Source organism: Actinomyces bowdenii (assembly GCF_017592395.1).
In the GTDB taxonomy this organism is placed as follows: Bacteria; Actinomycetota; Actinomycetes; order Actinomycetales; family Actinomycetaceae; genus Actinomyces; species Actinomyces bowdenii.
Genome location: NZ_JAGFOU010000037.1, coordinates 1 through 23,151, shown reverse-complemented (window position 1 = coordinate 23,151; position 23,151 = coordinate 1). Strand labels below are relative to the sequence as shown.

The window sequence follows — 23,151 nt, the reverse complement described above, 5'->3', positions numbered from 1 at the left end:
GTGGCGTGTGTAGCAGCTCCCATCATCGGGGGACCTCGACCCCCACCCAAGCAACGACGCACCCACCCAGCCCCACCCCAAACACACCAATAAATCTTGCCTACCACACCCTCAAATGCGAAGAGCCGGTAGTGCTGTCCTACGAGCACGGCCCGCACCGCGGCCTGGAGGTGGCCTGCCTGCACTCCAAGACCTCGGTGGGCGCCATCGACTCGGTGATCGCCGCCGAGGAGGCCGCCGTGGTCATCGACGACTGCCAGTGGCCGCGGCGCATCGAGCTGCGCGGCCCCCGCGGGCAGGACCCGCGGGCCCTCATCGAGGACCTCTCGGTCCGGCGCCGGGGCCCCCAACTGGGCTACGAGCTGGCCGAGGTGTGCCGCCTGGTGCGCTCGGGGGCGCGCCAGGCGGGGCTGCACCCCCTCTACGCCTCCCTGGCGGCCGTCGATGTCCTGGCCCAGGCACGAGCGCAGGTGGGGGTCCGCTTCCCCGAGGATCTCCAGGCCTGAGCCGGGCCTGCGCGGTGGGGCCCGGGCCCGCCCCGCGGCTCGACTCGGGGAGGCATCTGGGAAGGCATGCCGGGGGCGCACGATGACGGCGGGGCGGCGCAGTGGGAGGATGCAGCCATGACGCAGACCCCCGACGCCCCGAGCAGCCCCTCCGCACCCGAAGCCGCCGCCGGCCCGGCCCGCCCGGCGGGCCCCGGCGATCCGACCAGCGGGGCCCAGGACTCCCAGCCCCTGGCCGAGCGCGTGAGCAACCGCTCCCACCGGCCCAGCAGCCGGGCCTTCCGCGACTTCATCGGCTCGGGCTGGGGCCCGCGGCCGCAGGGCCTGCCCCCTCGCGCCGAGTCCGCGCCCTGGGCCGCCGCCCGCCGGGAGGCCCTGGGCGCCCTGTTCCCCGGGGAGCGCCTGGTCATCCCCGCCGGCCCCCTGCGCGTGCGCAACAACGACTGCGACTACCGCTTCCGCCCCCACAGCGCCTTCGCCCACCTGACCGGCACCGGGACGGACTTCGAGCCCGACGCCGTCCTGGTCCTGGAGCCCCTGTCCCCCGCGCCCCCGGCCGGGCAGGAAGCCCCTGAGGCCCAGGACGCCCCGCAGGCCGCCGGCGGCAGGCCCACCCATGAGGCGGTCCTGTACTTCCGCCCCCGGGCCTCGCGCAGCTCCGAGGAGTTCTACGCCGACTCCCGCTACGGGGAGCTGTGGGTGGGGGTGCGCCCCTCCATCGAGGAGGTCGAGGCGGCCACGGGGGTGCGCTGCGCCCCGATCGACTCCCTGCCCGACGCCCTGGCCAAGGACGCCGGGGCCGGCGCGGTGCGGCTGCGCGTCGTGGCCGAGGCCGATGAGGCCATCGCCTCCCTGGTGATGGACACCCGCCGGGCGGCCGGGCTGGCACTGGGGCAGGAGGCCGTCGAGCTCGACACCCGCCTGGCCGAGGCGGCCAGCGAGCTGCGGCTGCGCAAGGACCCGTGGGAGGTCGGCCAGCTCCAGGCGGCCGTGGACGCCACCAAGGCCGGATTCGAGGACCTCATCCGCTCCATCCCCCGCGCCAGGGGCCACTGGCGCGGCGAGCGGGTCCTGGAGGGCGCCTTCGCCGCCGTGGCCCGCCAGGAGGGCAACGGCCTGGGCTACGACACGATCGCGGCCGCGGGGGACCACGCCAACACCCTGCACTGGATCAGCAATGACGGCCCGGTCGAGCCCGGCCAGCTGGTCCTGGTCGACGCCGGGGTGGAGGTCGACTCCCTGTACACCGCGGATGTCACGCGCACCATCCCGGTGGACGGGCGCTTCACCGAGGTCCAGCGCCGCGTCTACCAGGCGGTCCTGGACGCCGCGGACGCCGCCTTCGCCCGCGCCGGGGAGCCCGGCTGCCGGTTCAAGGACGTCCACGCCGCCGCCATGGAGGTCATCGCGGCGCGCCTGGAGGAGTGGGGCCTGCTGCCCGAGGGCGTCAGCGCCGCCGACTCCCTGGCCCCGGAGGGGCAGTACCACCGGCGGTGGATGGTGCACGGCACCAGCCACCACCTGGGCCTGGATGTCCACGACTGCGCCCAGGCGCGCCGGGAGATGTACATGGACGCCGCCCTGGAGCCGGGCATGTGCTTCACCATCGAGCCGGGCCTGTACTTCAGGGCTGATGACCTGCTGGTGCCCGCCGAGCTGCGGGGCATGGGGGTGCGCATCGAGGATGACATCATCGTGCGCCCCGATGGGCGGGTCGAGCGCCTCACCCAGGGCATCCCCCGCACCGTCGAGGAGGTCGAGGCCTGGGTCAGCGGCCTCATCGCCTGAGCCGGGGCACCACCCCTTGAAAGTTTCGCCATGCACCGATAGCATCGGTGCATGGCGAAACATCATGGGCTCTCGCCCTCGGATCTGACCAACGACGCCTCGGCGGTCCGCGACTCCGCGGACCCGGCCTTCCTGCTGAGCACCCTGGGGGACCCCACGCGCCTGGCCATCGTGGCCCACCTGCGCGGCGGGGAGCACCGGGTGGGCGAGCTCGCCGCGCACCTGGGCCTGGCCCAGTCCACCGTCTCCCAGCACCTGGCGGTCCTGCGGGAGGCCGGGATCATCTCCACCCACAGCCACGGGCGCGCCCGCGTCAGCGCCCTGGAGCACCGCCCCCAACTCGATGCCCTGCTGCGGGCGGCCCGGGACCTGGCCCGGGCCGCCCGGCCTGCGGCCCGCGCCGCCGACCAGGAGCAGAAGGCCGGGTGGGAGCAGCCATGAGCGCCTCCCCCTGCGCCCCCTGCCCCGCCCGGCCCGGCGGGCGCGCCACCCAGTGCCAGGGCCCTGCGCCGGCAGGCGCGACGCGCCGTGGCCCCCGTGACCCCCACGGCGGCCACGGGCCGCACAGCCACGGCGGGGGCGGATCACCCCGGCGCATCGGCATCGCCCTGGCCCTGACCCTGTCGGTCATGGCCGCTGAGCTCGTCGCCGCGGGCCTGACCGGGTCGCTGTCCCTCCTGGCCGACGCCGGCCACATGCTCACCGACTCCGCGGGGCTGGTCATGGCCCTGGTAGCCGCGCGCCTGTCCACCCGCCCGCCCACCGGCCGATCCACCTGGGGCCTGCGGCGCGCCGAGGTCCTGGGGGCCGCGGCCCAGGCGGGCCTGCTGGGGGCGGTGGGGGCGATCGTGGCGGTGCGCGCCGTGGCCGACCTCATCGACCCGCCCCAGGTGGCCCCCACGGGCATGCTCGTCATGGGGGCGGTGGGCCTGGCCGCCAACGCCGTGGGCCTGCTCGTGCTGGCCCCGGGACGCGGGTCGAGCCTCAACGCCCGGGCGGCCTTCCTGGAGGTGCTCAACGACGCCCTGGGCAGCCTGGGGGTCATCGGCGCGGCCGTGGTGGTCATGACCACCGGGTGGGCCCGGGCCGACGCCGTGGCCGCCCTCATCATCGCGGCCCTCATCGCGCCGCGGGCGCTCATGCTGCTGCGCGAGGCCGCCTCGGTGCTCATGGAGCGCGCCCCCGAGGAGCTCGACCTCACCCGGGTGCGCGCCCACATGCTGAGCGTGGAGCACGTCGAGGAGGTCCATGACCTGCACGCCTGGACGGTGGCCAGCGGCCTGCCCGTCCTGACCGCCCACGTCGTCGTGCGCGACGAGTGCCTGCGCGACGGCCACGCCTCGCAGATCCTCCACGCCCTGCAGGACTGCGTGGGCGAGCACTTCCCGGTCCGGGTCGAGCACGCCACCTTCCAGATCGAGCCGGCCGGGCACCGCGCCCACGAGCACCTGCCCCACTGAGCCCAGGAGGCCGGGCGGCACGGGGCGCGCGGGCCGCCCCGTGCCGCGGTGGGGCTCAGCCCCGGCGGTAGCGCCTGCGCGTGGGCTCGGGGATGGGGGCCGGATCGGCCCCCTCCAGGTGGTGGCGGGCGAAGGCCAGGGCACTGGCCAGGCCCTCGCGGCGCTGCTCCGGGCTCATGGAGCGGGTGCTGACCTCGACGACCACCTGGCCGCCGCCCTTGTCGAAGCCCGTGGCCACCAGGTGCTCCAGGACCCCGGCGCAGTCCTGGTTGCCCTGGCCGGGCAGGAGATGGTCGTCCAGGGGGCCGGGCACGCCGTCGGTCAGGTGCAGGTGGCGCAGGGTGGGCCCCAGGGCGCGCGCCATCGCCAGGGCGTCCGACCCCGAGGTGGCGGCATGGGAGATGTCCAGGGTCACCGACCGGTAGCCCTGGCCCACCGGGTCCCAGGTGGGCGAGTAGGCCTGGAAGTCCCTGGTGGAGGGCGCTGAGCGCGGCCGCCAGGTGAACATGTTCTCCACCGCCAGGTGCATGCCCGTCGTGGCCTCGCGCTGGGCCACCCCGGCCACGAAGGAGCGGGCGTAGCGGGTCTGCCAGAAGAAGGGCGGGTGGAGCACCACGGTGCCGGCCCCCAGGTAGTGGGCCAGCTCGATGGAGCGGTCGATCTTGTCCCACGGGTCGACCCCGAACACGCCGCGGGTGACCAGGAGGGTGGGGGCGTGCACCGCCAGGACCGGCTGGTCGTGCTCCTGGGCCAGGGAGGACAGGCGCACCGCGTCCTGGGTGGCCTTCTCGCTCCAGACCATCACCTCCACGCCGTCATACCCCAGGGACTGGGCCAGGGCGAAGGTCTCCGCGGCGTTGCCGGGGTAGACCGAGGCCGTGGACAGGCCCACAGGGATGGCCATGCTCTTACTCCTCCCCCCGGGCACGATCGGAGCCGCCCCGCGATGGCGGCCTGGCAAAAGGATCGTAGTCCGCCGGGACGGGCCCGGGGGCCGGTTCGGGGCTGCCGGATCCCGCTCCCGCGCCCCCGGGAGCGCCCGGCGCCGGCGCACCCGGCACGGGCATGCCCGGACCCGGCCGGGCCGCGCCCGGGTCCTGAGGCGCACCGCTGAGCGGGGCCTCGCCCTGGGGCGGGATCCGCACCCCGAAGCGGGGCTCCTCGTCGGGTCGCGAGCCGAAGGCCGTGGGCCCACCGGAGGCCTCGGCGCGGGCGCGGCGCCGCTCCTGGGCGCGCAGGGCCGCCTGGCCGCCCCGGGTGAGGTTGCCGGGGACCTCGGCCAGGGCCAGCGCCGCCTCGCGGGCGTCCTGGGCGGCGATGATGGAGTAGCGCGAGGCCACCACCTGGCTGATCGAGGTGAAGTCGCGCCGTCCCCGGGTCATGGCGTAGCCCACCACCTGGAACAGCACGCCCCAGACCACGCCCAGGGCCACGCAGCCCACCAGCGAGACGGTCGGGGTGGAGCCCGAGGGGCTGAACAGCGACATGACGGCGGCGAAGAGCACCCCGATCCACAGGCCGCTGCCCATCCCGGTGACCACCGCCCGTCCCCAGCTCATGCGGCCGGTGATCCGCTCGACCTGGCGCAGATCAGTCCCGATGATCGAGAGGTACTGCACCGGGAAGCCCTCATCGGACAGCGCATCCACGGCGTGCTGGGCCTCGGCGTAGGTGGCGAAGGAGGCGATCTCCTCACCGCGCGGCATGCTCACGCCGCGGGAGGCGACCGGCGATGGGCTCGACGGCGGGTAGGCGCTCATGGGCTGAATCGTCGCACGCGCGGGCGCGCGCGGGGGCGCGCAGCCCGGTCTTCACGCCGAGGGCGCATACTCTTGGCTTGTGGAGAACACCAGGACGCGCGCGGGAAGCAGGGTCTTCGTCGCCCGACTCATCGGCACCTCCGTCTTCGACCCCCTGGGCGATGCGGTGGGCAAGGTCCATGACGTCGTCGTGCTGCTGCAGATGCGCGGGGAGCCGCGGGCGGTGGGCTTCGTCATCGAGGTCTCCTCGAGGCGCCGCGTCTTCCTGCCGCTCTCGCGCGTGACGGCCATTGAGCCGGGAGCGGTCATCACCACGGGCCTGGTCAACATCCGCCGATTCCATCAGCGCAATGTCGAGACCCTCGTGGTCGGCGAGCTGCTGGACCGGGTGGTCGATCTCAAGGACGGCTCGGGGAGGGTGACGATCCACGACGTCGCCATCGAGCGCGACCGCGGCATGGACTGGAAGGTCACCCGCCTCTTCGTCCAGCGCGGCTCGACCGGGCCCCTGGGGCTGCGGCGCGGGGAGACCTTCATCGTGCGCCCCGAGGAGGTCACCGGCCTGGCCAGCAGCGCCGAGCAGCAGGGGGCGACCGCCCTGCTGGCCACCATGGAGGACCTCAAGCCCGCCGACCTGGCCGACGTCCTGCGCGACCTGCCGCAGGCCAGCCAGCTGCGGGTGGCCGCCGAGCTGAGCGATGAGCGCCTGGCCGACGCCCTGGAGGAGCTGGGCGATGAGGCGGCCGTGGCGATCCTCTCGCGCCTGGAGGCCTCCCGTGCCGCCGACGTCCTGGATGTCATGCAGCCCGACGACGCCGCCGACCTGGTCGCCGAGCTCCCCCAGCTCAAGGCCGCCGAGCTCCTGGGCCTCATGGAGCCCGAGGAGGCCGAGGACGTGCGCCGGCTCATGGCCTATGACGAGTACACCGCCGGCGGCCTCATGACCACCGAGCCCATCATCCTGCCCCCCGAGGCCACCGTGGCCGCCTTCCTGGCCCACGCCCGCAAGGCCGAGATCACCCCGGCCCTGGCCGCGATCGGCTTCGTGTGCCGCCCGCCCCTGGAGTCGCCCACCGGCAGGCTCGTGGGCGTGGTCCACCTCCAGCGGGCCCTGCGCGAGCGGCCCCAGCGGATGATCGGCTCCATCCTGGACACGCATGTGGACTCCGTCAACGCCGAGGACTCCATCGGCACGGTCACCCGCCTGCTGGCCACCTACAACCTCACGGCCCTGCCGGTGGTCGACGACGCCGGGCGCCTGCTGGGGGCCGTGAGCGTCGATGACGTCCTGGACCACCTCATGCCCGATGACTGGCGCGAGGCCGATGAGGCGGTCACCGACGAGACCATCGAGAGGAGCGCCAATGCCTGACCAGCTCGATCAGCCGCTTCCCAAGAACCGGGCGCGGTGGCTGCGCTGGACCCACCCCTCGCGCAGCTCGCGCTCCGACACCTCCGGGCGGGTGGCCGAGGCCATCGCGCGCTTCTCGGGCACCCCCACCTTCCTCATCTGGCTGACGGCCTTCGTGGCGGTGTGGATGGCCTGGAACTCCTGGGGCCCCGAGGAGATGCGATTCGACAAGGCCGAGCTGGGATTCACCGCGCTGACCCTCATGCTCTCCCTCCAGGCCTCCTACTCCGCGCCGCTGATCCTGCTGGCCCAGAACCGCCAGGACGACCGCGACCGGGTCACCGCCGAGCAGGACCGCCAGCGCGCCGAGCGCAACCTGGAGGACACCGAGTACCTCACCCGGGAGATCGCCTCCCTGCGCCTGGCGATGAATGACGTGGCCACGCGGGACTTCGTGCGCTCCGAGCTGCGGGATCTGCTCTCAGAGATCCTGGCCGAGGAGCAGCGCACCCGCGAGGAGATCTCCGAGCTGGCGGAGGAGGCCGAGGAGCCCCGTGATGCGCGCGGGCCCGCGGCCCAGGGGCCCTGAGCCATCGTCCCGGCGGTGCGGTGACGTGCCATGGGCCACGGCACCGCCCCACCGGCCCGCTCTAGGATGGGCGCATGCCACGACCCACGCAAGAAGCCGTTCTGGAGGCCCTCGCCCGCGTTGACGACCCCGAGATCCGTCGTCCCATCACCGAGCTGGGGATGGTCTCCTCGGTCGAGATATCCGAGGACGGCGCCGTCGAGGTCGGAGTGCTGCTGACGGTGGCGGGCTGCCCCCTGAAGGACACGATCACCGGCGACACCCGGCGCGAGGTCGGCAAGGTCGAGGGCGTCACCAGTGTGACGGTCGAGATGGGGGTCATGAACGATGAGCAGCGCGCCGAGCTGCGGCGCCGTCTGCGCGGCGGGGCCGCCGAGCCGGTCATCCCCTTCACCCAGCCCGGCAGCCTCACCCGCATCTATGCGGTGACCTCCGGCAAGGGGGGCGTGGGCAAGTCCTCGGTGACCGCGGGCCTGGCTGCGGCCATGGCCGCCCAGGGCCTGAGCGTGGGAGTGGTGGACGCCGACATCTACGGCTTCTCCATCCCCCGCATGCTGGGGGTCGAGCAGGTGCCCACCCAGCTCGACGGGATGATCGTGCCCCCCATCGCCCACGGGGTGAAGGTCATCTCCATCGGCATGTTCGTGGAGGACAAGCAGCCGGTGGTCTGGCGCGGGCCGATGCTGCACCGGGCCGTCCAGCAGTTCCTCACCGACGTGTTCTGGGGTGACCTGGACGTCCTCCTGCTGGACCTGCCCCCCGGCACCGGGGATGTGACGATCTCGGTGGCCCAGCTCCTGCCCAACGCCGAGATCCTGGTGGTCACCACCCCCCAGACCGCGGCCGCGGAGGTCGCCGAGCGCACGGGCCTCATCGCCACCCAGACCAAGCAGCAGGTGGTGGGCGTGATCGAGAACATGTCCTACATGCCCCAGCCCGACGGCTCTCGGGTGGAGATCTTCGGCTCGGGCGGGGGCCGCAGGGTCAGCGAGTCGCTGGGGCAGGCGCTGGGCTACGAGGTGCCGCTCCTGGCCGAGCTCCCCCTGGACATCCGCATGCGCGAGGGAGCGGATACCGGCACCCCCGCCACCGTGGCCGACGACGGCCGGCCGGCGGCCGGGGCCCCCGCGGCCCAGGAGCTGTCGCGGGTGGCGCAGCGGCTCACCCACCGCGCCCGGGGCCTGGCGGGCCGCAGCCTGGGAGTGACCCCGGCCTGAGCGGGGCGATCCGGCCCGACTCGGGCGGCCTGGCCCGCGCGGGGCCGCCCCGGGGCACGCCCTTTCGGCGCGCGACGCGCCGCTCCCGGGGGCGCGCCTCCGCAGTTCCCCCTTCTGGACGCGGATTCACCCCTCTGGACGCGGTTTCCCCCTTCTGGACGCGGTTTCCCCCCTCTGGACGCGGATTCACCCCTCCGAAAGGGGTGAATCCGCGTCTTGATGGGGAGAACTGCGTTCTGCCGGTCTGAGGATCGGGTGGTCAGGGCTCGATCGTGGCGCTGGCGGCCTCGGCGCGGGTGCGGGCGGCGGAGTTCGCGGCCCGCACGATATCCCGCGGGGACAGGGGGCGCACGATGCCGGGCCCCGGCCCGCCGCGCTCAGCGGCCCCATCGCCCGCCTCGGCACTCTGCGCCCCGGGCTCGACAAGACTGCTGGGGACGGGCGCTGAAGCCGCATCCTCCTGCGCACCGGCCTCCTGCACAGGCGCATCATGCGCCTCGTCCCGCCCCTCGTCCGCGCCGGAGCCGTCCTGCTCAGCGCCATTGTCCCCTGCGGCCGGCTCAGCCCCGGCCTCGGGCTGGTCCATCACGGAGGAGGGCTCGTCAGCGGCGTCCAGGACCGCCTCGGCCTCCGGTGCGGACGGCGCAGGCTCAGGGGACTCAGCGGGCTCCACCGGCTCGGTGGTGCCAGCCGTCTCGGCGGGCTCCGCCTCGGCCCCAGGGGCTCGAGCCGGCTCGGGCTCAGCAGCAGGCTCGGGCTCGACTGCGGACTCAGGTGAGGCGGTCGGCTCAGCCTCGGCGGCCGGCTCGGGCTCAGAGGCGCTGTCAGCACTGCCAACGGCGGCCTCAGCAGCGGAGTCCGCCGTCGGCTCAGCATCAGCGGTGCTGCCGGCCGCCTTGAGGGCCTCGGCCCTCTTCTGGGAGATCTGCTTGCCCAGGGAGTTGTCCCGATCCTGGGCGACCGCATCACCCACGGCCTTGGCCGCGGCGTCGGAGGTCTCCTTGGCGGCGTCGGCCACGGAGCGGAAGGGCTGGGTGAGGTCCTTGCGGATCGCCTCGATGTCCTCACCCAGGGCATCGCGCACGATCCTGCGCGGGTCGTACTGGCGAGGGTCCAGGCTGGACAGGTCGAGGTCGGCCAGCTCGGGCCCGACCTCCTCGGCGATCTGGGAGCGGGCGCTGTCCAGGAACAGGCGCAGCTGGCGCACCATGCGGGTGAGCTGGCGCGTGTACTCGGGCAGGCGCTGGGGCCCCACCACAACCACCGCCACCAGCATGATGACGAGGAACTCCGATCCTGAAATGCCGAACACGCGCTCAGTATAGGGATCCGGGCCCCGCGGCTCGCGCGCCCGCCGGTGAGGAGGGGCGCAGCCCACCGCGGCCGGCGGTTGCAGCCGCATGGCGCCACCGGGCGCTGCGCGCCAGTTCCCGTCGGGCGCCCTGATTCCTGGAACAATGGCGGACAGGGCCGCACCTGGCGGCCCGCGGCAGGAAAGAGGCTCATGGTGAGTGCGGACAAGACGCTGAGCTGGTCCTACACGGAGGACTTCTGCGTGGAGGACGAGGCCACCGCCCAGGCCCGGATGCGGGGGCTGGAGCTCGGCATCACCCCGGTGTCCCCGGGGACTGGGGCCTGTCTGCGCATGCTGGCGGCCTCGGTGGGAGCCAAGTCCGTGGCGGAGGTCGGCACCGGCACCGGGGTCTCGGGCCTGTGGCTCCTGGGCGGCATGGGGCCCGACGGCGTCCTGACCACCCTCGACATCGAGCCCGAGGTCCAGCGCGAGGCCCGTCACGCCTTCGACGCCGCCGGCTACCCCACCGCCCGCACGCGCATCATCCAGGGGCGGGCCTCCGACGTCATGCCCAGGATGGCCGCGCGCACCTACGACATGGTCGTGCTCGACGTCGACCCCCAGGAGGCGGCCTACCTGGCCCGCGATGCCCTGCGCATGCTGCGGGTGGGCGGGGTCCTGGCCGTGACCCGGGCCCTGTGGAACGACCGCGTGGCCGACCCGGCCCGGCGCGACAGCGTGACGGTGGCGGCACGCGAGCTGGGCAAGGCCCTGCGCGACTCCGAGGCGCTGCTCACGACGCTGCTGCCCGTGGGCGACGGGCTCCTGGTCACGGTGCGCCGGGCCTGAGGGCCGCGGGGCGCCGGCACAGCACGAAGGACCAGGCCCCGAGGGGCCTGGTCCTTACACCCTTGAACCGGTACGGCTGCGAGCTGCGGCTCAGATCTTGGCGTTGGCCAGGGCCTCGCCGAGCTCCTTGACCTCATCGGCCGTGATCTCCAGGACAAGGCGGCCACCGCCCTCAAGCGGGACCCGCATGATGATGGCTCGGCCTTCCTTGACGACCTCGAGGGGGCCGTCGCCGGTCCGGGGCTTCATGGCAGCCATGTGCTCACCTTTCGTCAGCGTGGCACGGATTCATCACCGTGCAACCTTTCTTAGTCTACTCCATGAAGGGCATCGCTATCGAATGGTTCGCCGGCCATGACGCGCCTCACGCCCAGCCCAGAGAGCCGCCCCCCACGCCGGCCCGCCCTGGGGACTCGCGCTCAGGCGGGCTGCCCACCCCGGATCCTCCGGGCGGCGCCGACGACGTAGTCCACGGCCTCCTGCGCGGTGTCGACCACCTGGACCAGGTCGGGATCCTGGGCGGAGATCATGCCGCGCTCGACGACGGTGCCGCGCATCCACTCCAGCAGCCCCGACCAGTAGCCGGAGTCGACCAGGACGATGGGGAAGGAGGAGACCTTGTGGGTCTGGACCAGGGTGAGGGATTCGAAGAGCTCATCGAGTGTGCCCATGCCTCCGGGCATGACGACGAATCCGTCGGAGTACTTCACGAACATGGTCTTGCGGGCGAAGAAGTAGCGGAAATTGATGCCCAGATCCACGTAGTCGTTGAGGCCCTGCTCGTGGGGCAGCTCAATGCCCAGGCCCACTGAGACACCGCCCGCGTTGTGCGCGCCCTTGTTCGCGGCCTCCATCATTCCGGGGCCGCCCCCGGTGATGACGGCGTAGCCGGATCGCGCCAGCCCCGAGCCGATCTCCTGGGCCGTCTGGTAGGCGGGGTCGGTGGGGGCGGTGCGCGCAGAGCCGAAGACGCTGATGGCCGGCCCCAGCTCGGCCAGGGCGCCGAAGCCCTCGACGAACTCGGACTGGATGCGCAGGACGCGCCAGGGGTCGGAGTGGAGCCAGTCGGTCTCATCGCTCTGGCTCAGCAGGCGCTCGTCGGTGGTCTGCTCGGGGATCTGCGTGCCCCGGAGCAGCACGGGGCCCCGGTGGTAGGTCTGTCGAGTCATGGGTGCATGATCCCCCACTGCGCCGGCCGCCGCCCGACCGACACCCGGGAGCACCCGGGAGGTGCGGCTAGGCCAGCCAGCTGCGCAGGATGGCGGTCACGTCCCGGATCTGGGAGACGGGGCAGTGCTCGTCGTCGGTGTGGCAGAGCATGGGATCGCCGGGTCCCAGGTTGATCGCCGGGATGCCCGCGGCGGAGAGGCGGGCGACGTCGGTCCAGCCGTACTTGGGGCGCACCTGGCCACCCCGGGCCCGCACGGCCTCGATGAGCTCGGCGGCCATGGGCGTGTCCAGGCCGGGGCGGGCGGCCGGGGACAGGTCGTCGACGACGACCTCGACCTCCCCCGAGCCAGCGGTGATGATCGGGGCGCGCTCATCGGAGTCGGCGGGCAGTCCGGCCAGGATCCGCAGGGCGCGGTCCAGGGCCTGCCGGTCGCTCAGGTCCGGGGCGAAGCGGTAGTTGACGCCCAGGCGGCAGCGGTCGGGGACGGTATTCGTCGCCACGCCTGCCTGGATGTCGACCACGGACAGGCCCTCCCGGTAGACCAGTCCCTCGACCTCCACCTCGCGCATCGGGGCGGTGGCGACGCGCTCGATGAGCGGTGCCGCGGCGTGCACGGCGTTGACTCCTCGCCAGGAGCGACCCGAGTGGGCGGCCAGGCCGTGGACGGTGAGGATGAGGCGCAGGGTGCCGTTGCACCCGCCCTCGATCTGGGCGCCGGTGGGCTCGGCGAGCACCGCGAAGTCGGCCTCCAGCCACTGGGGGCGCTCGCGCAGGACCCGGCCCAGGCCGTTGAGCTCGCTGGCGACCTCCTCATTGTCGTAGAAGACCCAGGTGACGTCGCGCCGGGGGCTGCTGAGCGCGGCGGCCAGGTGGAGCAGCGCGGCCACGCCGCCCTTCATGTCCACGCTGCCGCGCCCCCAGAGGACCTCCCGGCCCTCGCGCAGCTCCAGGCGGCCGGGCACGTTCCCGGTGCGCTCCGAGACCGGCACGGTGTCGAGGTGGCCGGCGATGACCACCCTCTCGGCGCGCCCCAGGGCCGTGCGGGCCACCACGGTGTTGCCGTGGCGCAGCACCTCCAGGTGGGGCAGGGGCGCCAGCGCCTCCTGGACGGCGTCGGCCAGGGGCCCCTCGGAGCCCGAGACGCTGAAGGCGCTGACCAGCTCCAGGGCGATCCGCTCGGGTGAGGCCGCATCCGGGCCGCTCAACGGGGGCAGGCTCGGGGCCGGCGGCGTGGCCGGGGGCGACGCGGAGGAGCCGGCCGGGGGTGCCGACGGTGCTGCGGGGGTCGTGGCGCTCATGGCCCCAGGCTAGAAGAGCGCCCCGGCCCCTGGGACTCGGCCGGCCACCGGGGATAACGTGTGCCGGTGAGCCCTGAGATCCGCATCCTGCGCGAGGACGACCCCGAGCACGACTCCCTGCTCACCCAGGGCTGGGAGGTGGTGGCGACCTCCTGGGGCGCGCGCCTGAGCCTGCCCGACGACGCCGACCCGGCCCCTTTGCGCCGTCGGATCGAGGAGGCCGAGTCCCTGGGCTACCGGGTCCTGGAGCTGGGGGCGCAGGAGGCCGGGGAGGCCTGCGCCCTGGATGCGGCCTGCGCCGCGGACTACCCCTGGACCCCGGCCACGGGCCATCAGGACCTGGATCCCGAGGAGCTGGCCGTCGCCCTGGCTGAGCGGGGGATGCGGGCCTTCGGCGCCCGCGGCCCCGATGGCGCCCTGGTGGCCCTGACGATCCTGGAGCCCCTGGAGGATCGCTGGGAGGTGGACCGCACCTGCGTGGCGGCCGCCCACCGGCGTCGGGGCCTGGCGGTGGCGGTCAAGGCGGCCTCGATCCTGGCGACCTTCGCCCAGGGGGCGCGCCGGTGGGGCACGGGCGGGGCGGCGGTCAACCGGGGCTCCCTGGCGGCCAATCGCGCCCTGGGCTTCGAGCTGGAGCCCCTGTGGCACTCCCTGGAAGCGCCCCCGAGAGCGTGATCCGGGTCCGCGTCCACGCCGGGGGCGTTCTCGCCTCGGCGACCGCCCCCCGGCTTCCCCCCGGCACGTATCGCCGCCGGCCACCCGCCCCGCATCCGTGTCAGCCACCCAGTCTGCTTTCTGATAATTCTCAGGATTCTCACACCGTCATGGCCTCGCTCCTGTGTCTGGAAACACCCGTGAGCGCCGTCATGATCAGTCTTCCCCGCCCCAAGGTCACGGTAGCGTGCCGTGCATGACCCAGTCTCCTGAGCAGGATCTCGACGCCGTCGTCACCTCGTGGATCGCCGAGGACCCCGACCCGGTCACGCGGGCCGAACTCGACGGGCTCCTCCAGGCCCACCGCAGCGGTCAGGGCGAGGCGACCGCCGCGCTCGCCGACGCCTTCGGCTCCACCCTGGCCTTCGGCACTGCCGGACTGCGCGGGCGACTGGGAGGGGGCCCTGCGCGCATGAACCGGGTCGTGGTCATCCGCGCCGCCGCGGGGCTGGCCGCATACCTGCGCGAGCGGGTCGGGGAGGGCTTCACCGCGGTGATCGGCTACGACGCCCGGCACGGCTCGGCCCAGTTCGCCCGCGACACGGCCTCGGTCATCACCGGTGCCGGGGGGCGGGCGCTCCTGTTCGACTCCCACTGCCCCACCCCGGTGCTCGCCTTCGCCCTGCGCCACCTGGGCGCCGACGCGGGGGTCATGGTCACCGCCTCTCACAACCCGCCTCAGGACAACGGCTACAAGGTCTACCTGGGCGGCCGGGCGGTCTCGGACTGGGGCCAGGGGGCCCAGATCGTGCCGCCCCACGACGAGCGGATCGCCGCGGCCATCGAGGCCGTCGGCCCCATCAGCGATGTGCCCATGCCCGAGCAGGGGTGGGAGGCGGTGGATCCGGGGATCCGCGAGGAGTACCTGGAGCGGGTCACCCAGACCGCCTGCTCCAGGAGGCTCGCCCCTGTGAGGATCGTCCTGACGGCCATGCACGGCGTGGGCGGCCCCCTGTGCCGCCAGGCCCTGGAACGGGCCGGCTTCGACGACATCGTGGAGGTGGCCGAGCAGTTCCAGCCCGACCCGGACTTCCCCACGGTCCCCTTCCCCAACCCCGAGGAGCCCGGCGCCCTGGACCTGTCCATGGCCCTGGCCCGCAAGGTCGACGCCGATCTCATCATCGCCAACGACCCCGATGCCGACCGCTGCTCGGCGGCGATCCCCGACCCCACGGCCGAGGGCGGCTGGCGCCAGCTGACCGGGGATGAGGTGGGCGCCCTGCTGGGCGAGCAGGCAGCCGAGCTGGCGGCCTTCGCCGGCACCGGCGTCCTGGCCAACTCCATCGTCTCCTCCCGACTGCTGCGCCGCATCGCCCAGTCCCACGGCCTGGGCCACCGCCAGACCCTCACGGGATTCAAGTGGATCAGCCGGGTGCCGGACCTGGTCTTCGGCTATGAGGAGGCACTGGGCTACTGCGTCGACCCCACGGCGGTGCGGGACAAGGACGGGATCTCCGCCTCGGTGTGCCTGGCCTCCCTGGCCTCGGTGCTCAAGCAGCAGGGCCGCAGCATTCCCGACCTGCTGGACCGCCTGGCCCGGGACCACGGCCTGCACGCGACCAGCCCCCTGAGCCTGCGCGTGGAGGACCTGAGCATCATCACCCGGGCCATGGAGCGCCTGCGCTCCGGCGGAGCCCCGGCCAGGCTGGCGGGCTCCCCGGTGGTCGAGGAGCTCGACCTGCTCGACGGCGCCCCGGACTGCACCGGGGGCACTCTTCCGCCCACCAATGGCCTGGTGTGGACCACCGCGGCCGATGACCGGGTCATCATCCGCCCCTCGGGCACCGAGCCCAAGCTCAAGTGCTACTGCGAGGTCATCCTGCCCGTGGGCAAGCAGGACGATATGGCCGCCCTGCGCCGGGCCGCGGCGCAGCGCCTGGAGCAGATCAAGTCCGACCTGCGCGGGGTGCTCGGAATGGGCTGAGCCTACCGGCTCTCGCCCACCCGTCGGCGCAGCAGGCGGGGCAGCACCCCGTGCCGGGGCGAGCCCAGGTAGGCGGCCAGGAAGGCCAGCGCCTGGCACACGGTCACCCACCCGGCGGCCGAGGCGTTCGTCCAGTACGCGATGTAGAGGCCCACCACTGTGCAGACCGTCGCGATCAGCGGGGCGATGAGGAGCATCCGCCCCATCCGGTCGGTCAGCAGATGCGCCGTCGTGCCCGGGACGATGAGCATGGCCACCACCAGGATGACGCCCACGACCTGGAGCGCCACGATCGTGGTCAGCGCGAGCAGCACCAGCAGGAGCGCATTGATGCGCCCCGGGCGCAGCCCGATGGCGTGGGCGTGCACCCGGTCGAAGGCGAAGAGCGTCAGATCCCTGCGCCGCGCGATGAGCACCACCGCCACCCCGAGGGCCAGGACCAGCACCATGGTCCGGTCCGCCGGCGAGATGCCCAGGACATTGCCGAAGATGATCGAGTTGAGGTCGGTGTTCGAGGGGTAGCGGGACTTCAGGATGAGGCCGGTGGCGAAGAAGCCCGTGAAGACCACCCCGATCGCGGCGTCCCCCTTGACCCGGCTCGTATCGCGCAGCACCCCGATGAGCCCCACCGAGGCCAGTCCGAAGACGAGGGCCCCCACGGTGAAGGGCAGCCCCAGCATGTAGGCCAGGACCACCCCGGGCAGCACCGCGTGGGAGACGGCGTCCCCCAGCAGGGACCAGCCGATGAGCACCAGCCAGCAGGACAGCAGCGCGCACACGATCGCCGCGGCCGTGGCCACGATGAAGGCGTTGACCATGAACCCGTAGGCGAAGGGCTCGGTCAGAAGGGTCAGGAGGTCGCTCATCGCAGCATCCCCTCCCCCGCGCCGGGGTCGGTGCCGAAGGCGCGGGCGACATTCTCGGTGGTCAGGACCCGGGCGGTGGGCCCGGCGGCCAGGACCCGGCGGCGGAGCAGGACGACATCGTCGGCCAGCGCCCGCAGTGACCCCAGGTCGTGGGTGGAGATGAGGATGGCGCAGCCCTCGGTCGCCAGCTCGCGCAGGAGCGCGGTGATGGCGGACTCGCTGGCCCGATCCACCCCGGCGAAGGGCTCATCCAGGAGCAGGAGCCTGGCGCCCTGGGCGATGCCGCGCGCCACGAAGGCCCGCTTGCGCTGCCCGCCGGACAGCGCCCCGATCTGGCGCCCGGCAAGGGAGGTGATGCCCGTGCGCTCCATGGCCGCCTCCACGGCCTCCCGGTCGGCGCGCGAGGGACGGCGCAGCGCTCCCATCCGCCCGTAGCGGCCCGTCATGACCACCTCGCGCACCGAGATCGGGAAGTCCCGGTCGACGGCGTCCTCCTGGGGCACGTAGCCCAGCAGCCCCTGACCGCGGGCGACGCGCCCCTCCAGGCCGTCGACGGCGATGGTGCCGGCCTCAGGGGCCAGCAGGCCCATGACTGCCTTGAAAAGAGTGGACTTGCCCGAGCCATTGGTGCCCACCAGCCCGCAGACGCGGCCGTGGGCGACCTCCAGGCTCACCTCCTCCAGGGCGCGAAGACTGCCGTAGCTCACGGTCAGGCCCTGGACATCCAGCATCGGGGCCCGGCCGGCCCCCGGTGATGCACCCCTGGTCTCTGCCCTGGTCACTGCGATGACCTCCCCGTCAGCGCCTCGGTGATGGTGGCCGCGTCGTAGCGGATGAGGTCGAGGTAGGTGGGCGCATCGCCGTCGGCGTCGGTCAGGGAGTCCACGTAGAGGGTGCCCCCGAAGGCGGCCCCGGTCTCCGAGGCCACCTGCCGCATGGCCTTGTCGTTGACGGTCGACTCGCAGAACACGGCGGGGACCTTGCTGGAGCTCACCAGCTCGACCGTGGCGGCCACCTGCTGGGGGGTCCCCTCGTTCTCGGCGTTGACCGGCCACAGGTAGCCCTCTGTCAGGCCCGCGTCTGCCGCCAGGTAGGAGAAGGCGCCCTCGCAGGTGACCAGGACCCGCTGGGACTGCGGCAGGCCGGAGATCGTGGCGACCATGTCGTCCTTGACGGCCTGGAGCTCGGTCTTGTAGGACTCGCCGTTGGCCTGGAAGTCGGAGGCGTGGTCGGGGTCGAGCTCGCTGAAGGCCTCGACCATGACATCCACATAGGACTGGGCGTTGGTCGGGCTCATCCAGGCGTGCGGGTTGGGCTGGCCGGCGTAGGCATCGGAGGCGATGCTGATGGGCTCCACATGCTGGCTCAGGGTGACCGCCCTGGCCTGGGAGGTCGCCGTGAACTGCTCGAACCACCGCTCCAGGCCCAGTCCGTTGTTGAGGATGAGGTCGGCGCCGGCGGCTGCCTTGATGTCCTCGGGGGTGGGCTCGTAGTCGTGGATCTCGGCACCCGGCTTGGTGATGGAGCGGACCTCCAGGTGCTCCCCGGCGACCTGCCTGGCCATGTCCGCGATGACGGTGAAGGTGGTGAGCACCACGGGCTTGCCGGAGTCCCCGCCGGCCCGGGGCGTGCTGCAAGCGGACAGGAGCGGGAGGGACAGGGTCAGGACGGCCAGGACGGCGATGGCCCGGCGCGAGGGGGTGGCAACGGTTCTCATGCCCCCATCGTAGTTTCGGTTACCCGAAACCGCACATGCTGGTGCGCCCCCTGTTGCACATCTTCACAAGCCCCCGCCGCAGTGGAACCGCAGCATCATGCGGCCCGGGCCGAGCCGGGGCGCCGCATCCGGCCCGAAGATGTGCAGCAGGAGGGCCGCTGCACATCTTCGGCCGCTCTCAGCGCAGGCGCCGGATGCGGATCCGCATGATTCCGGCATCCGCCCGATCGGCCGATGGCTGAAGATGTGCAGCGCCCCGGGGCGTGGCCGGTGGGATCGCTGGGCCGGTGAGGGCTGCTGGGCCTCAGCCCTCCATCTCCTCCAGGATGGCGGCGCTGGAGGACAGGCCCAGGCGGCTGGCCCCGGCCTCGACCATGGCCAGGGCGTCGGCCGCGGTGCGGATACCGCCGGAGGCCTTGACCCCCAGCCGGTCCCCCACGGTGGCGCGCATGAGGGCCACCGCGTGGGTGCTGGCTCCCCCGGCCGGGTGGAAGCCGGTGGAGGTCTTGACGAAGTCGGCCCCCGCGGCCTCGGCCGCGCGGCAGGCGGCGATGATCTGCTCGTCATCAAGGGCGGCGGACTCGATGATGACCTTGAGCAGGGCGCTCCCGCAGGCCTCCTTGACCGCCCGGATATCGGCCTCGACCTCGGACCAGCGCCCCTGGGCCGCCAGCCCCAGGTTGATGACCATGTCCACCTCCTGGGCGCCCTTGGCCACGGCGTCGGCCGCCTCGGCGGCCTTGACGGCGCTGTCGTGGGCGCCACTGGGGAAGCCGCAGACCGTGGCCACACGCAGCCCTTGGGGCGCCTCCACGGGCAGCATGCTCGGGGAGACGCATACCGAGTACACGCCCAGCTCGGCGCCCTGAGCCACGAGTGCCTCCACCTGCTCGGCGGTGGCCTCGGGCTTGAGCAGCGTGTGGTCGATGAGGCTGGCGATCTGGGCCCGCGTGGTCATGGATGGTCCTTCCGGTTGGCGTGAGCGGATCTCTGGAGTGGATCGGTGCGGAGCAGGATGCGGGCGCCGGCGCCCGCCGGCCCAGACTACGCGGCCCGGGCCGCATGGGCGTGGTCCGCGGTCTGCCACGGGTCAGCGGCCGCAGACGACCGCCAACCGGCATCAGCCGCTATCAGTCGGGGTCAGCCGGGCTCAGGAGGGCGAGGATCCGGGGCCAGCCGCCGAGCTGTCGCGGGCCGGGTGATCGCGGGTCGCGGGCGGCCAGGAGGTCGAGCGCCCGCACGCTGCCGCTGCCCGGCTCGTAGAGGTGCGCCGCGCCCGGCCCGGGGTCGCGCTGCCCGATGAGGGCCCAGGGCAGGGCGAGCACGTAGTGCCGGGGCACGACCAGGCTCCCGCACATCTGGGCGGATAGCCCGGCCAGCCCCGAGGCGCCGCGGTCCAGGCCCAGGGGTCCTCCGGTCAGGAGCAGGACGGGGCGCCCGCGCGCCAGATGGCGGCGCATCTTCTCGACCTGCGCCGGCCAGTGCGGGCCGTGGTCCCGCACCCAGCGCACCTCGTAGCGCATGGGCTGCCCCGGGGAGGCGGGGGCTGGGGATGCGTCAGGCGCTCCGGGGCCTGCGGGGGCGGCAGACCCGGCCGGCAGCGGCTTCGCCGATGCGGCACCGGTCATGCTCATGGCCCGGGCCACCGCCCAGGGCGTGGAGCCCAGAGCCCGGGGCCAGGATGCCAGCCACAGGCCCGCACTGTTGATGGTGCGCTGGAGGGTCTTCTGGCGGAGGTTGAGGGCCTCAGCCAGCAGGGCGCCGGTGCCGGGCCCCGCATCGGGGGCCCCGCCGGTCTCCATGGCACGGCCGGCCTCCAGGACCCGGCCCAGCCGCCGGCGCTCCTGGCCATCGATGAGGAGCCTGGCTGCGAGCAGGCAGGCGGCGCCGCAGGTGGTGGCGTCGGCCTGGGTCAGGGTCACCGCATCGCCGGCCTGGGAGAAGCGCCCGACGCGCAGGCGGGAGTTGGCCACCCGGATCTGGGGCTCTGTGGTGCCCACTGGTGCCATCCCTGCCGCCGGGCCCAGCGGCCAAGAACTCTCCGGAGCCGGCGCCCCACTCCCCACGGCCCCTGACGCCGCTCCCAGAGTCGATGGCGGATCGCAGGCGGGGGCTGATGCCGCCTCCCCGGAGATGGGGAGCCGGTCAGCAGGATGATCCGCGGGAGACATGCCACCATCGTAATCCCCCCGCGCACCCGGAAGTTTCCGGTAGTCCTCCCGGGTCTCATCATGGAGATCGAAACCGAACCGCAAGACGGTTCATGGGATGAGCCGTTCCCAGAATGCGGATAGATTCAAGAATCCGTAGGCCCGCCAGAAGCGATGCCGTAGTTCCGGTAGTGCACCGCCCTCATTCTCATGAAAAACAGATCTCTCATGACTCGCATCTCAAGGTCCAGCTCCTCTGGAGAGAGGCCGTCGGGTATTGCAACGAGAAGACTATGCCATTCCAGCACCCCCACCAGTTCGAGGGGGTCGACATCAAGGTATCTTGTGCGAAGATGCACCACTCCCGTGACACCCATCACCCTTAGACGTTCAAGAACGGACAGGGAGGCGTAATCAGGATGCCCCTTCTTGAGCATGACGACAACATGATCTCCGTCAATATAGAAACCTTCGATGAGACGCCAGGGCAAGGACAACGCAGGCATCCAGGTCGTTCGGTCAACGATCCCCTCCCGATCGATGACCACTCCCACGCCCCGCAGAATGATGCCCGTCATGGCAACAGCAATGATTGCGCAGATCAGTGCCAAGGACAGGAGGAATCGCATCAGTTCGTCAGTCGCTGCCGTCACGCCCACATAGCAGAGCACTGCGGCGCATGCGACGATCACGCCACAGGCGCCGATCGGCCTGCGGCCAGGGATATGCAGAGGACCAGTCCCGAGCTCACCGACCATGCTCGACGACGCCGGCACGGATGACTCCCGCGGGTGAGCGCCGCTACCCGCACCCACCGCCCAGGCATCCTGTGAAGGACTATTGCGATGAGCACTCTCTGCACTGCTGGACGTGCGATAGAAGAAGCTGGGGAGGAGAAGAGTGGGAATGGCTGCGTAGATTCCTGTGACTACCACGAGGACTGCATTGATTGCCAGTAGAGCACCAAGAAAGTGCTTCAGAGCATCGGGCGATCGGGGCGAGACGGCGATGAAGGCTCCGGCGATCATGAGCAGGAAGCCGGTGAACGGAAGGCACATGAGGTTGAGCCTTGTTCGGAATGCATGGAGGCCAAGCAGGGCCTGTCGCACCGACTCCGACTCCGGACCGGCAATGAGAGCGATCCATCGTGCAATCGCCGCAAGGCCGAGAAGGGCGATCAGGGCGCCTACCGCTCCTGCTTCTTCCGGTAGAATCACATTCCACCTGCGCTCACTGAGAAGCGTTGGCCGGGGTCGGGGTACCGCGGATCACTGAGGAGATGACGGCGCGCACCGTGGCCATCGCTCACGGCCGTTGGATTCCCCACGATCTCCAGACCTGGCTCGTGGGCGGTGAGGATGCCGTGAATCCACTCCAGCCGATGAGGGCTCCGGAAAATCTCAGCAACCCACGCAGGATTGTTCTGGGCATCCCTGAGAAAGTTAGCGAAATTCATCACATTACCCACAGGAGTCAACAGCAAGAACAACGGTTGTGCGCGCCGCTGCCGGTAGAGCTTCGGCTGTCGTGAAGCGCAGTAGGAGACCTCCTGCTCACTATCCACGATCCAGGACCCAATGATTTCACCTCGATTATTCCTGTCAATACCCTTGAATGCGCCAATATCCTTCCAGGTAGCTTCCACTACGCGATCCCCCACCCGCTGACGCAGGCCCCAGGCATTCATCTCAATGCTCCCAGGATGGCGCTTGCGCTTACTTCGAACTGCGCCATAGTATCCCGCCCATCCGAAGAGGAACATCCCAAGCAATGCGAAGGTTGTCAAAATAATAAGAGACGGAACCTCCTCTCCTGGCGACTGATATGCCGTACAACTCAAGAAGAAGAAGGAGAACGCCGAGGACCCCCAAAAAAGACGTGCGGCTATAGATGTGAGGAGCGGATCAGTTTCAGTATCTGCCACTATTGTGACCGATGCTTCATCTTTCATCAATGCAGGCGATATCACTTCGTACGACGCAGTTCTCCCGAAGCACCAGCACTGAAGCCCACTGAACAAGCCTACTAGAATGAACGAAACATTCGACGCAGCGAGCGCAACCGAATTAATAGGGGGATCAATAAGTCGAATCAAGACTGCCCCTGCAATACCGACTATCGGTAAAGAGAACGCAAAGAACGTCAATAAAGAGTTCCTGCCCCTGTGAGCACTACACTTCTCGATTCGAGTCAGCATATCATATCACCCACTATGCTCGCACATTAACTAACCCGATTGTATTGACGGTCCATTTCGGTAACGCTTTCTTTGATATCACTCCACACTCTGGACACATCTTCGCGCACATTGTCAGAGACGACATCGGGAACCACGGCATTGAGCCCCTCCTCAGCCGCGTGCACTATACCGGCTCTTCGCATTTGAGGGTGTGGTAGGCAAGATTTATTGGTGTGTTTGGGGTGGGGCTGGGTGGGTGCGTCGTTGCTTGGGTGGGGGTCGAGGTCCCCCGATGATGGGAGCTGCTACACACGCCAC

23 protein-coding genes are annotated in these 23,151 nt (G+C 71.7%); 10 read left to right on the top strand and 13 right to left on the bottom strand.

All coding sequences use genetic code 11. The features are described from left to right. Window positions 1-131 precede the first annotated feature (131 nt). The 4 genes from J5X07_RS12555 to J5X07_RS12540 all read left to right on the top strand — a co-directional run bounded on the left by J5X07_RS12555 (window position 132) and on the right by J5X07_RS12540 (window position 3,754). Window positions 132-506, top strand: a complete 375-nt coding sequence (locus J5X07_RS12555; protein WP_208480023.1) for a hypothetical protein — start codon at window positions 132-134, stop codon at window positions 504-506. A gap of 117 nt (window positions 507-623) precedes the next feature. Continuing rightward, the gene (locus tag J5X07_RS12550) at window positions 624-2,294 is read left to right on the top strand and encodes an aminopeptidase P family protein (RefSeq protein ID WP_208480022.1); all 1,671 of its coding nucleotides are present in this window, start codon (window positions 624-626) and stop codon (window positions 2,292-2,294) included. Between the two features lie 51 nt (window positions 2,295-2,345). Continuing rightward, on the top strand, window positions 2,346-2,735 hold the full coding sequence (locus J5X07_RS12545) for an ArsR/SmtB family transcription factor (RefSeq protein ID WP_208480021.1): 390 nt from the start codon (window positions 2,346-2,348) through the stop codon (window positions 2,733-2,735). Further along, window positions 2,732-3,754 carry a cation diffusion facilitator family transporter gene (locus tag J5X07_RS12540; RefSeq protein ID WP_208480020.1) on the top strand — a complete coding sequence of 341 codons (1,023 nt, stop codon included), beginning with the start codon at window positions 2,732-2,734 and terminating at the stop codon, window positions 3,752-3,754. Before J5X07_RS12545 ends, J5X07_RS12540 begins: the two co-directional genes overlap by 4 nt. A gap of 55 nt (window positions 3,755-3,809) precedes the next feature. Here J5X07_RS12540 and J5X07_RS12535 read toward each other — a convergent pair whose 3' ends face one another. Together J5X07_RS12535 and J5X07_RS12530 are read right to left on the bottom strand one after the other, a co-directional pair. Then, window positions 3,810-4,658: a sugar phosphate isomerase/epimerase family protein gene (locus J5X07_RS12535; protein WP_124932510.1), complete on the bottom strand. Its 849-nt coding sequence runs from the start codon at window positions 4,656-4,658 to the stop codon at window positions 3,810-3,812. Between the two features lie 4 nt (window positions 4,659-4,662). Continuing rightward, window positions 4,663-5,514, bottom strand: a complete 852-nt coding sequence (locus tag J5X07_RS12530) for a YflT domain-containing protein (protein WP_243896845.1) — start codon at window positions 5,512-5,514, stop codon at window positions 4,663-4,665. A gap of 79 nt (window positions 5,515-5,593) precedes the next feature. On the opposite strand from J5X07_RS12530, the gene J5X07_RS12525 reads away from it, so the two are divergent. From J5X07_RS12525 to J5X07_RS12515, 3 genes are all read left to right on the top strand, one after another. Further along, window positions 5,594-6,886, top strand: a complete 1,293-nt coding sequence (locus J5X07_RS12525) for a magnesium transporter MgtE N-terminal domain-containing protein (RefSeq protein ID WP_124932511.1) — start codon at window positions 5,594-5,596, stop codon at window positions 6,884-6,886. Then, the gene (locus J5X07_RS12520) at window positions 6,879-7,454 is read left to right on the top strand and encodes a DUF1003 domain-containing protein (RefSeq protein ID WP_124932512.1); all 576 of its coding nucleotides are present in this window, start codon (window positions 6,879-6,881) and stop codon (window positions 7,452-7,454) included. The genes J5X07_RS12525 and J5X07_RS12520 overlap by 8 nt, the downstream gene beginning before the upstream one ends. A gap of 74 nt (window positions 7,455-7,528) precedes the next feature. After that, window positions 7,529-8,671, top strand: coding sequence for a P-loop NTPase (locus J5X07_RS12515; protein ID WP_124932513.1), 1,143 nt, complete (start codon window positions 7,529-7,531; stop codon window positions 8,669-8,671). Window positions 8,672-8,930: 259 nt separating this feature from the next. Here J5X07_RS12515 and J5X07_RS12510 read toward each other — a convergent pair whose 3' ends face one another. Next, the gene (locus J5X07_RS12510) at window positions 8,931-9,983 is read right to left on the bottom strand and encodes a twin-arginine translocase TatA/TatE family subunit (protein WP_208480019.1); all 1,053 of its coding nucleotides are present in this window, start codon (window positions 9,981-9,983) and stop codon (window positions 8,931-8,933) included. A gap of 195 nt (window positions 9,984-10,178) precedes the next feature. Here J5X07_RS12510 and J5X07_RS12505 point away from each other — a divergent pair, with 195 nt between their 5' ends. Further along, a complete protein-coding gene (locus J5X07_RS12505) occupies window positions 10,179-10,814 on the top strand; it encodes an O-methyltransferase (protein WP_124932515.1) in 636 nt (211 codons plus the stop codon). Window positions 10,815-10,904: 90 nt separating this feature from the next. On the opposite strand, the gene J5X07_RS12500 is transcribed toward J5X07_RS12505, so the two are convergent. From J5X07_RS12500 to dapE, 3 genes are all read right to left on the bottom strand, one after another. Next, window positions 10,905-11,072: a DUF3117 domain-containing protein gene (locus J5X07_RS12500; protein WP_003782053.1), complete on the bottom strand. Its 168-nt coding sequence runs from the start codon at window positions 11,070-11,072 to the stop codon at window positions 10,905-10,907. Between the two features lie 161 nt (window positions 11,073-11,233). Further along, window positions 11,234-11,983, bottom strand: a complete 750-nt coding sequence (locus J5X07_RS12495) for an LOG family protein (RefSeq protein WP_208480018.1) — start codon at window positions 11,981-11,983, stop codon at window positions 11,234-11,236. A 67-nt stretch (window positions 11,984-12,050) separates the two neighbouring features. Next, window positions 12,051-13,283, bottom strand: a complete 1,233-nt coding sequence (gene dapE, locus J5X07_RS12490) for a succinyl-diaminopimelate desuccinylase (protein ID WP_208480017.1) — start codon at window positions 13,281-13,283, stop codon at window positions 12,051-12,053. A gap of 66 nt (window positions 13,284-13,349) precedes the next feature. Between dapE and J5X07_RS12485 the strand changes: the two genes are divergently transcribed. Together J5X07_RS12485 and J5X07_RS12480 are read left to right on the top strand one after the other, a co-directional pair. Further along, complete coding sequence (locus J5X07_RS12485) at window positions 13,350-13,958, top strand: GNAT family N-acetyltransferase (RefSeq protein ID WP_208480016.1); 609 nt, start codon at window positions 13,350-13,352, stop codon at window positions 13,956-13,958. Between the two features lie 235 nt (window positions 13,959-14,193). Next, on the top strand, window positions 14,194-15,921 hold the full coding sequence (locus J5X07_RS12480; protein WP_124932519.1) for a phospho-sugar mutase: 1,728 nt from the start codon (window positions 14,194-14,196) through the stop codon (window positions 15,919-15,921). 2 nt (window positions 15,922-15,923) lie between these two features. Here the strand turns inward: J5X07_RS12480 and J5X07_RS12475 are convergent, their stop codons facing one another. The 7 genes from J5X07_RS12475 to J5X07_RS12445 all read right to left on the bottom strand — a co-directional run bounded on the left by J5X07_RS12475 (window position 15,924) and on the right by J5X07_RS12445 (window position 22,605). Beyond that, the gene (locus J5X07_RS12475; RefSeq protein ID WP_124932520.1) at window positions 15,924-16,787 is read right to left on the bottom strand and encodes a metal ABC transporter permease; all 864 of its coding nucleotides are present in this window, start codon (window positions 16,785-16,787) and stop codon (window positions 15,924-15,926) included. Further along, window positions 16,784-17,569, bottom strand: a complete 786-nt coding sequence (locus J5X07_RS12470) for a metal ABC transporter ATP-binding protein (RefSeq protein WP_341769475.1) — start codon at window positions 17,567-17,569, stop codon at window positions 16,784-16,786. Before J5X07_RS12470 ends, J5X07_RS12475 begins: the two co-directional genes overlap by 4 nt. Beyond that, window positions 17,566-18,504 carry a metal ABC transporter substrate-binding protein gene (locus tag J5X07_RS12465; RefSeq protein ID WP_208480015.1) on the bottom strand — a complete coding sequence of 313 codons (939 nt, stop codon included), beginning with the start codon at window positions 18,502-18,504 and terminating at the stop codon, window positions 17,566-17,568. Before J5X07_RS12465 ends, J5X07_RS12470 begins: the two co-directional genes overlap by 4 nt. A gap of 304 nt (window positions 18,505-18,808) precedes the next feature. Further along, the gene (deoC, locus tag J5X07_RS12460; protein WP_124932522.1) at window positions 18,809-19,462 is read right to left on the bottom strand and encodes a deoxyribose-phosphate aldolase; all 654 of its coding nucleotides are present in this window, start codon (window positions 19,460-19,462) and stop codon (window positions 18,809-18,811) included. 172 nt (window positions 19,463-19,634) lie between these two features. Further along, window positions 19,635-20,504 (bottom strand): hypothetical protein, encoded by an 870-nt coding sequence (locus J5X07_RS12455; protein ID WP_341769474.1) that lies wholly within the window; start codon window positions 20,502-20,504, stop codon window positions 19,635-19,637. Window positions 20,505-20,800: 296 nt separating this feature from the next. Then, window positions 20,801-21,871 carry a hypothetical protein gene (locus J5X07_RS12450; protein ID WP_208480013.1) on the bottom strand — a complete coding sequence of 357 codons (1,071 nt, stop codon included), beginning with the start codon at window positions 21,869-21,871 and terminating at the stop codon, window positions 20,801-20,803. Then, window positions 21,868-22,605: a hypothetical protein gene (locus J5X07_RS12445; RefSeq protein WP_208480012.1), complete on the bottom strand. Its 738-nt coding sequence runs from the start codon at window positions 22,603-22,605 to the stop codon at window positions 21,868-21,870. The genes J5X07_RS12450 and J5X07_RS12445 overlap by 4 nt, the downstream gene beginning before the upstream one ends. Between the last annotated feature and the right edge of the window lie 546 nt (window positions 22,606-23,151).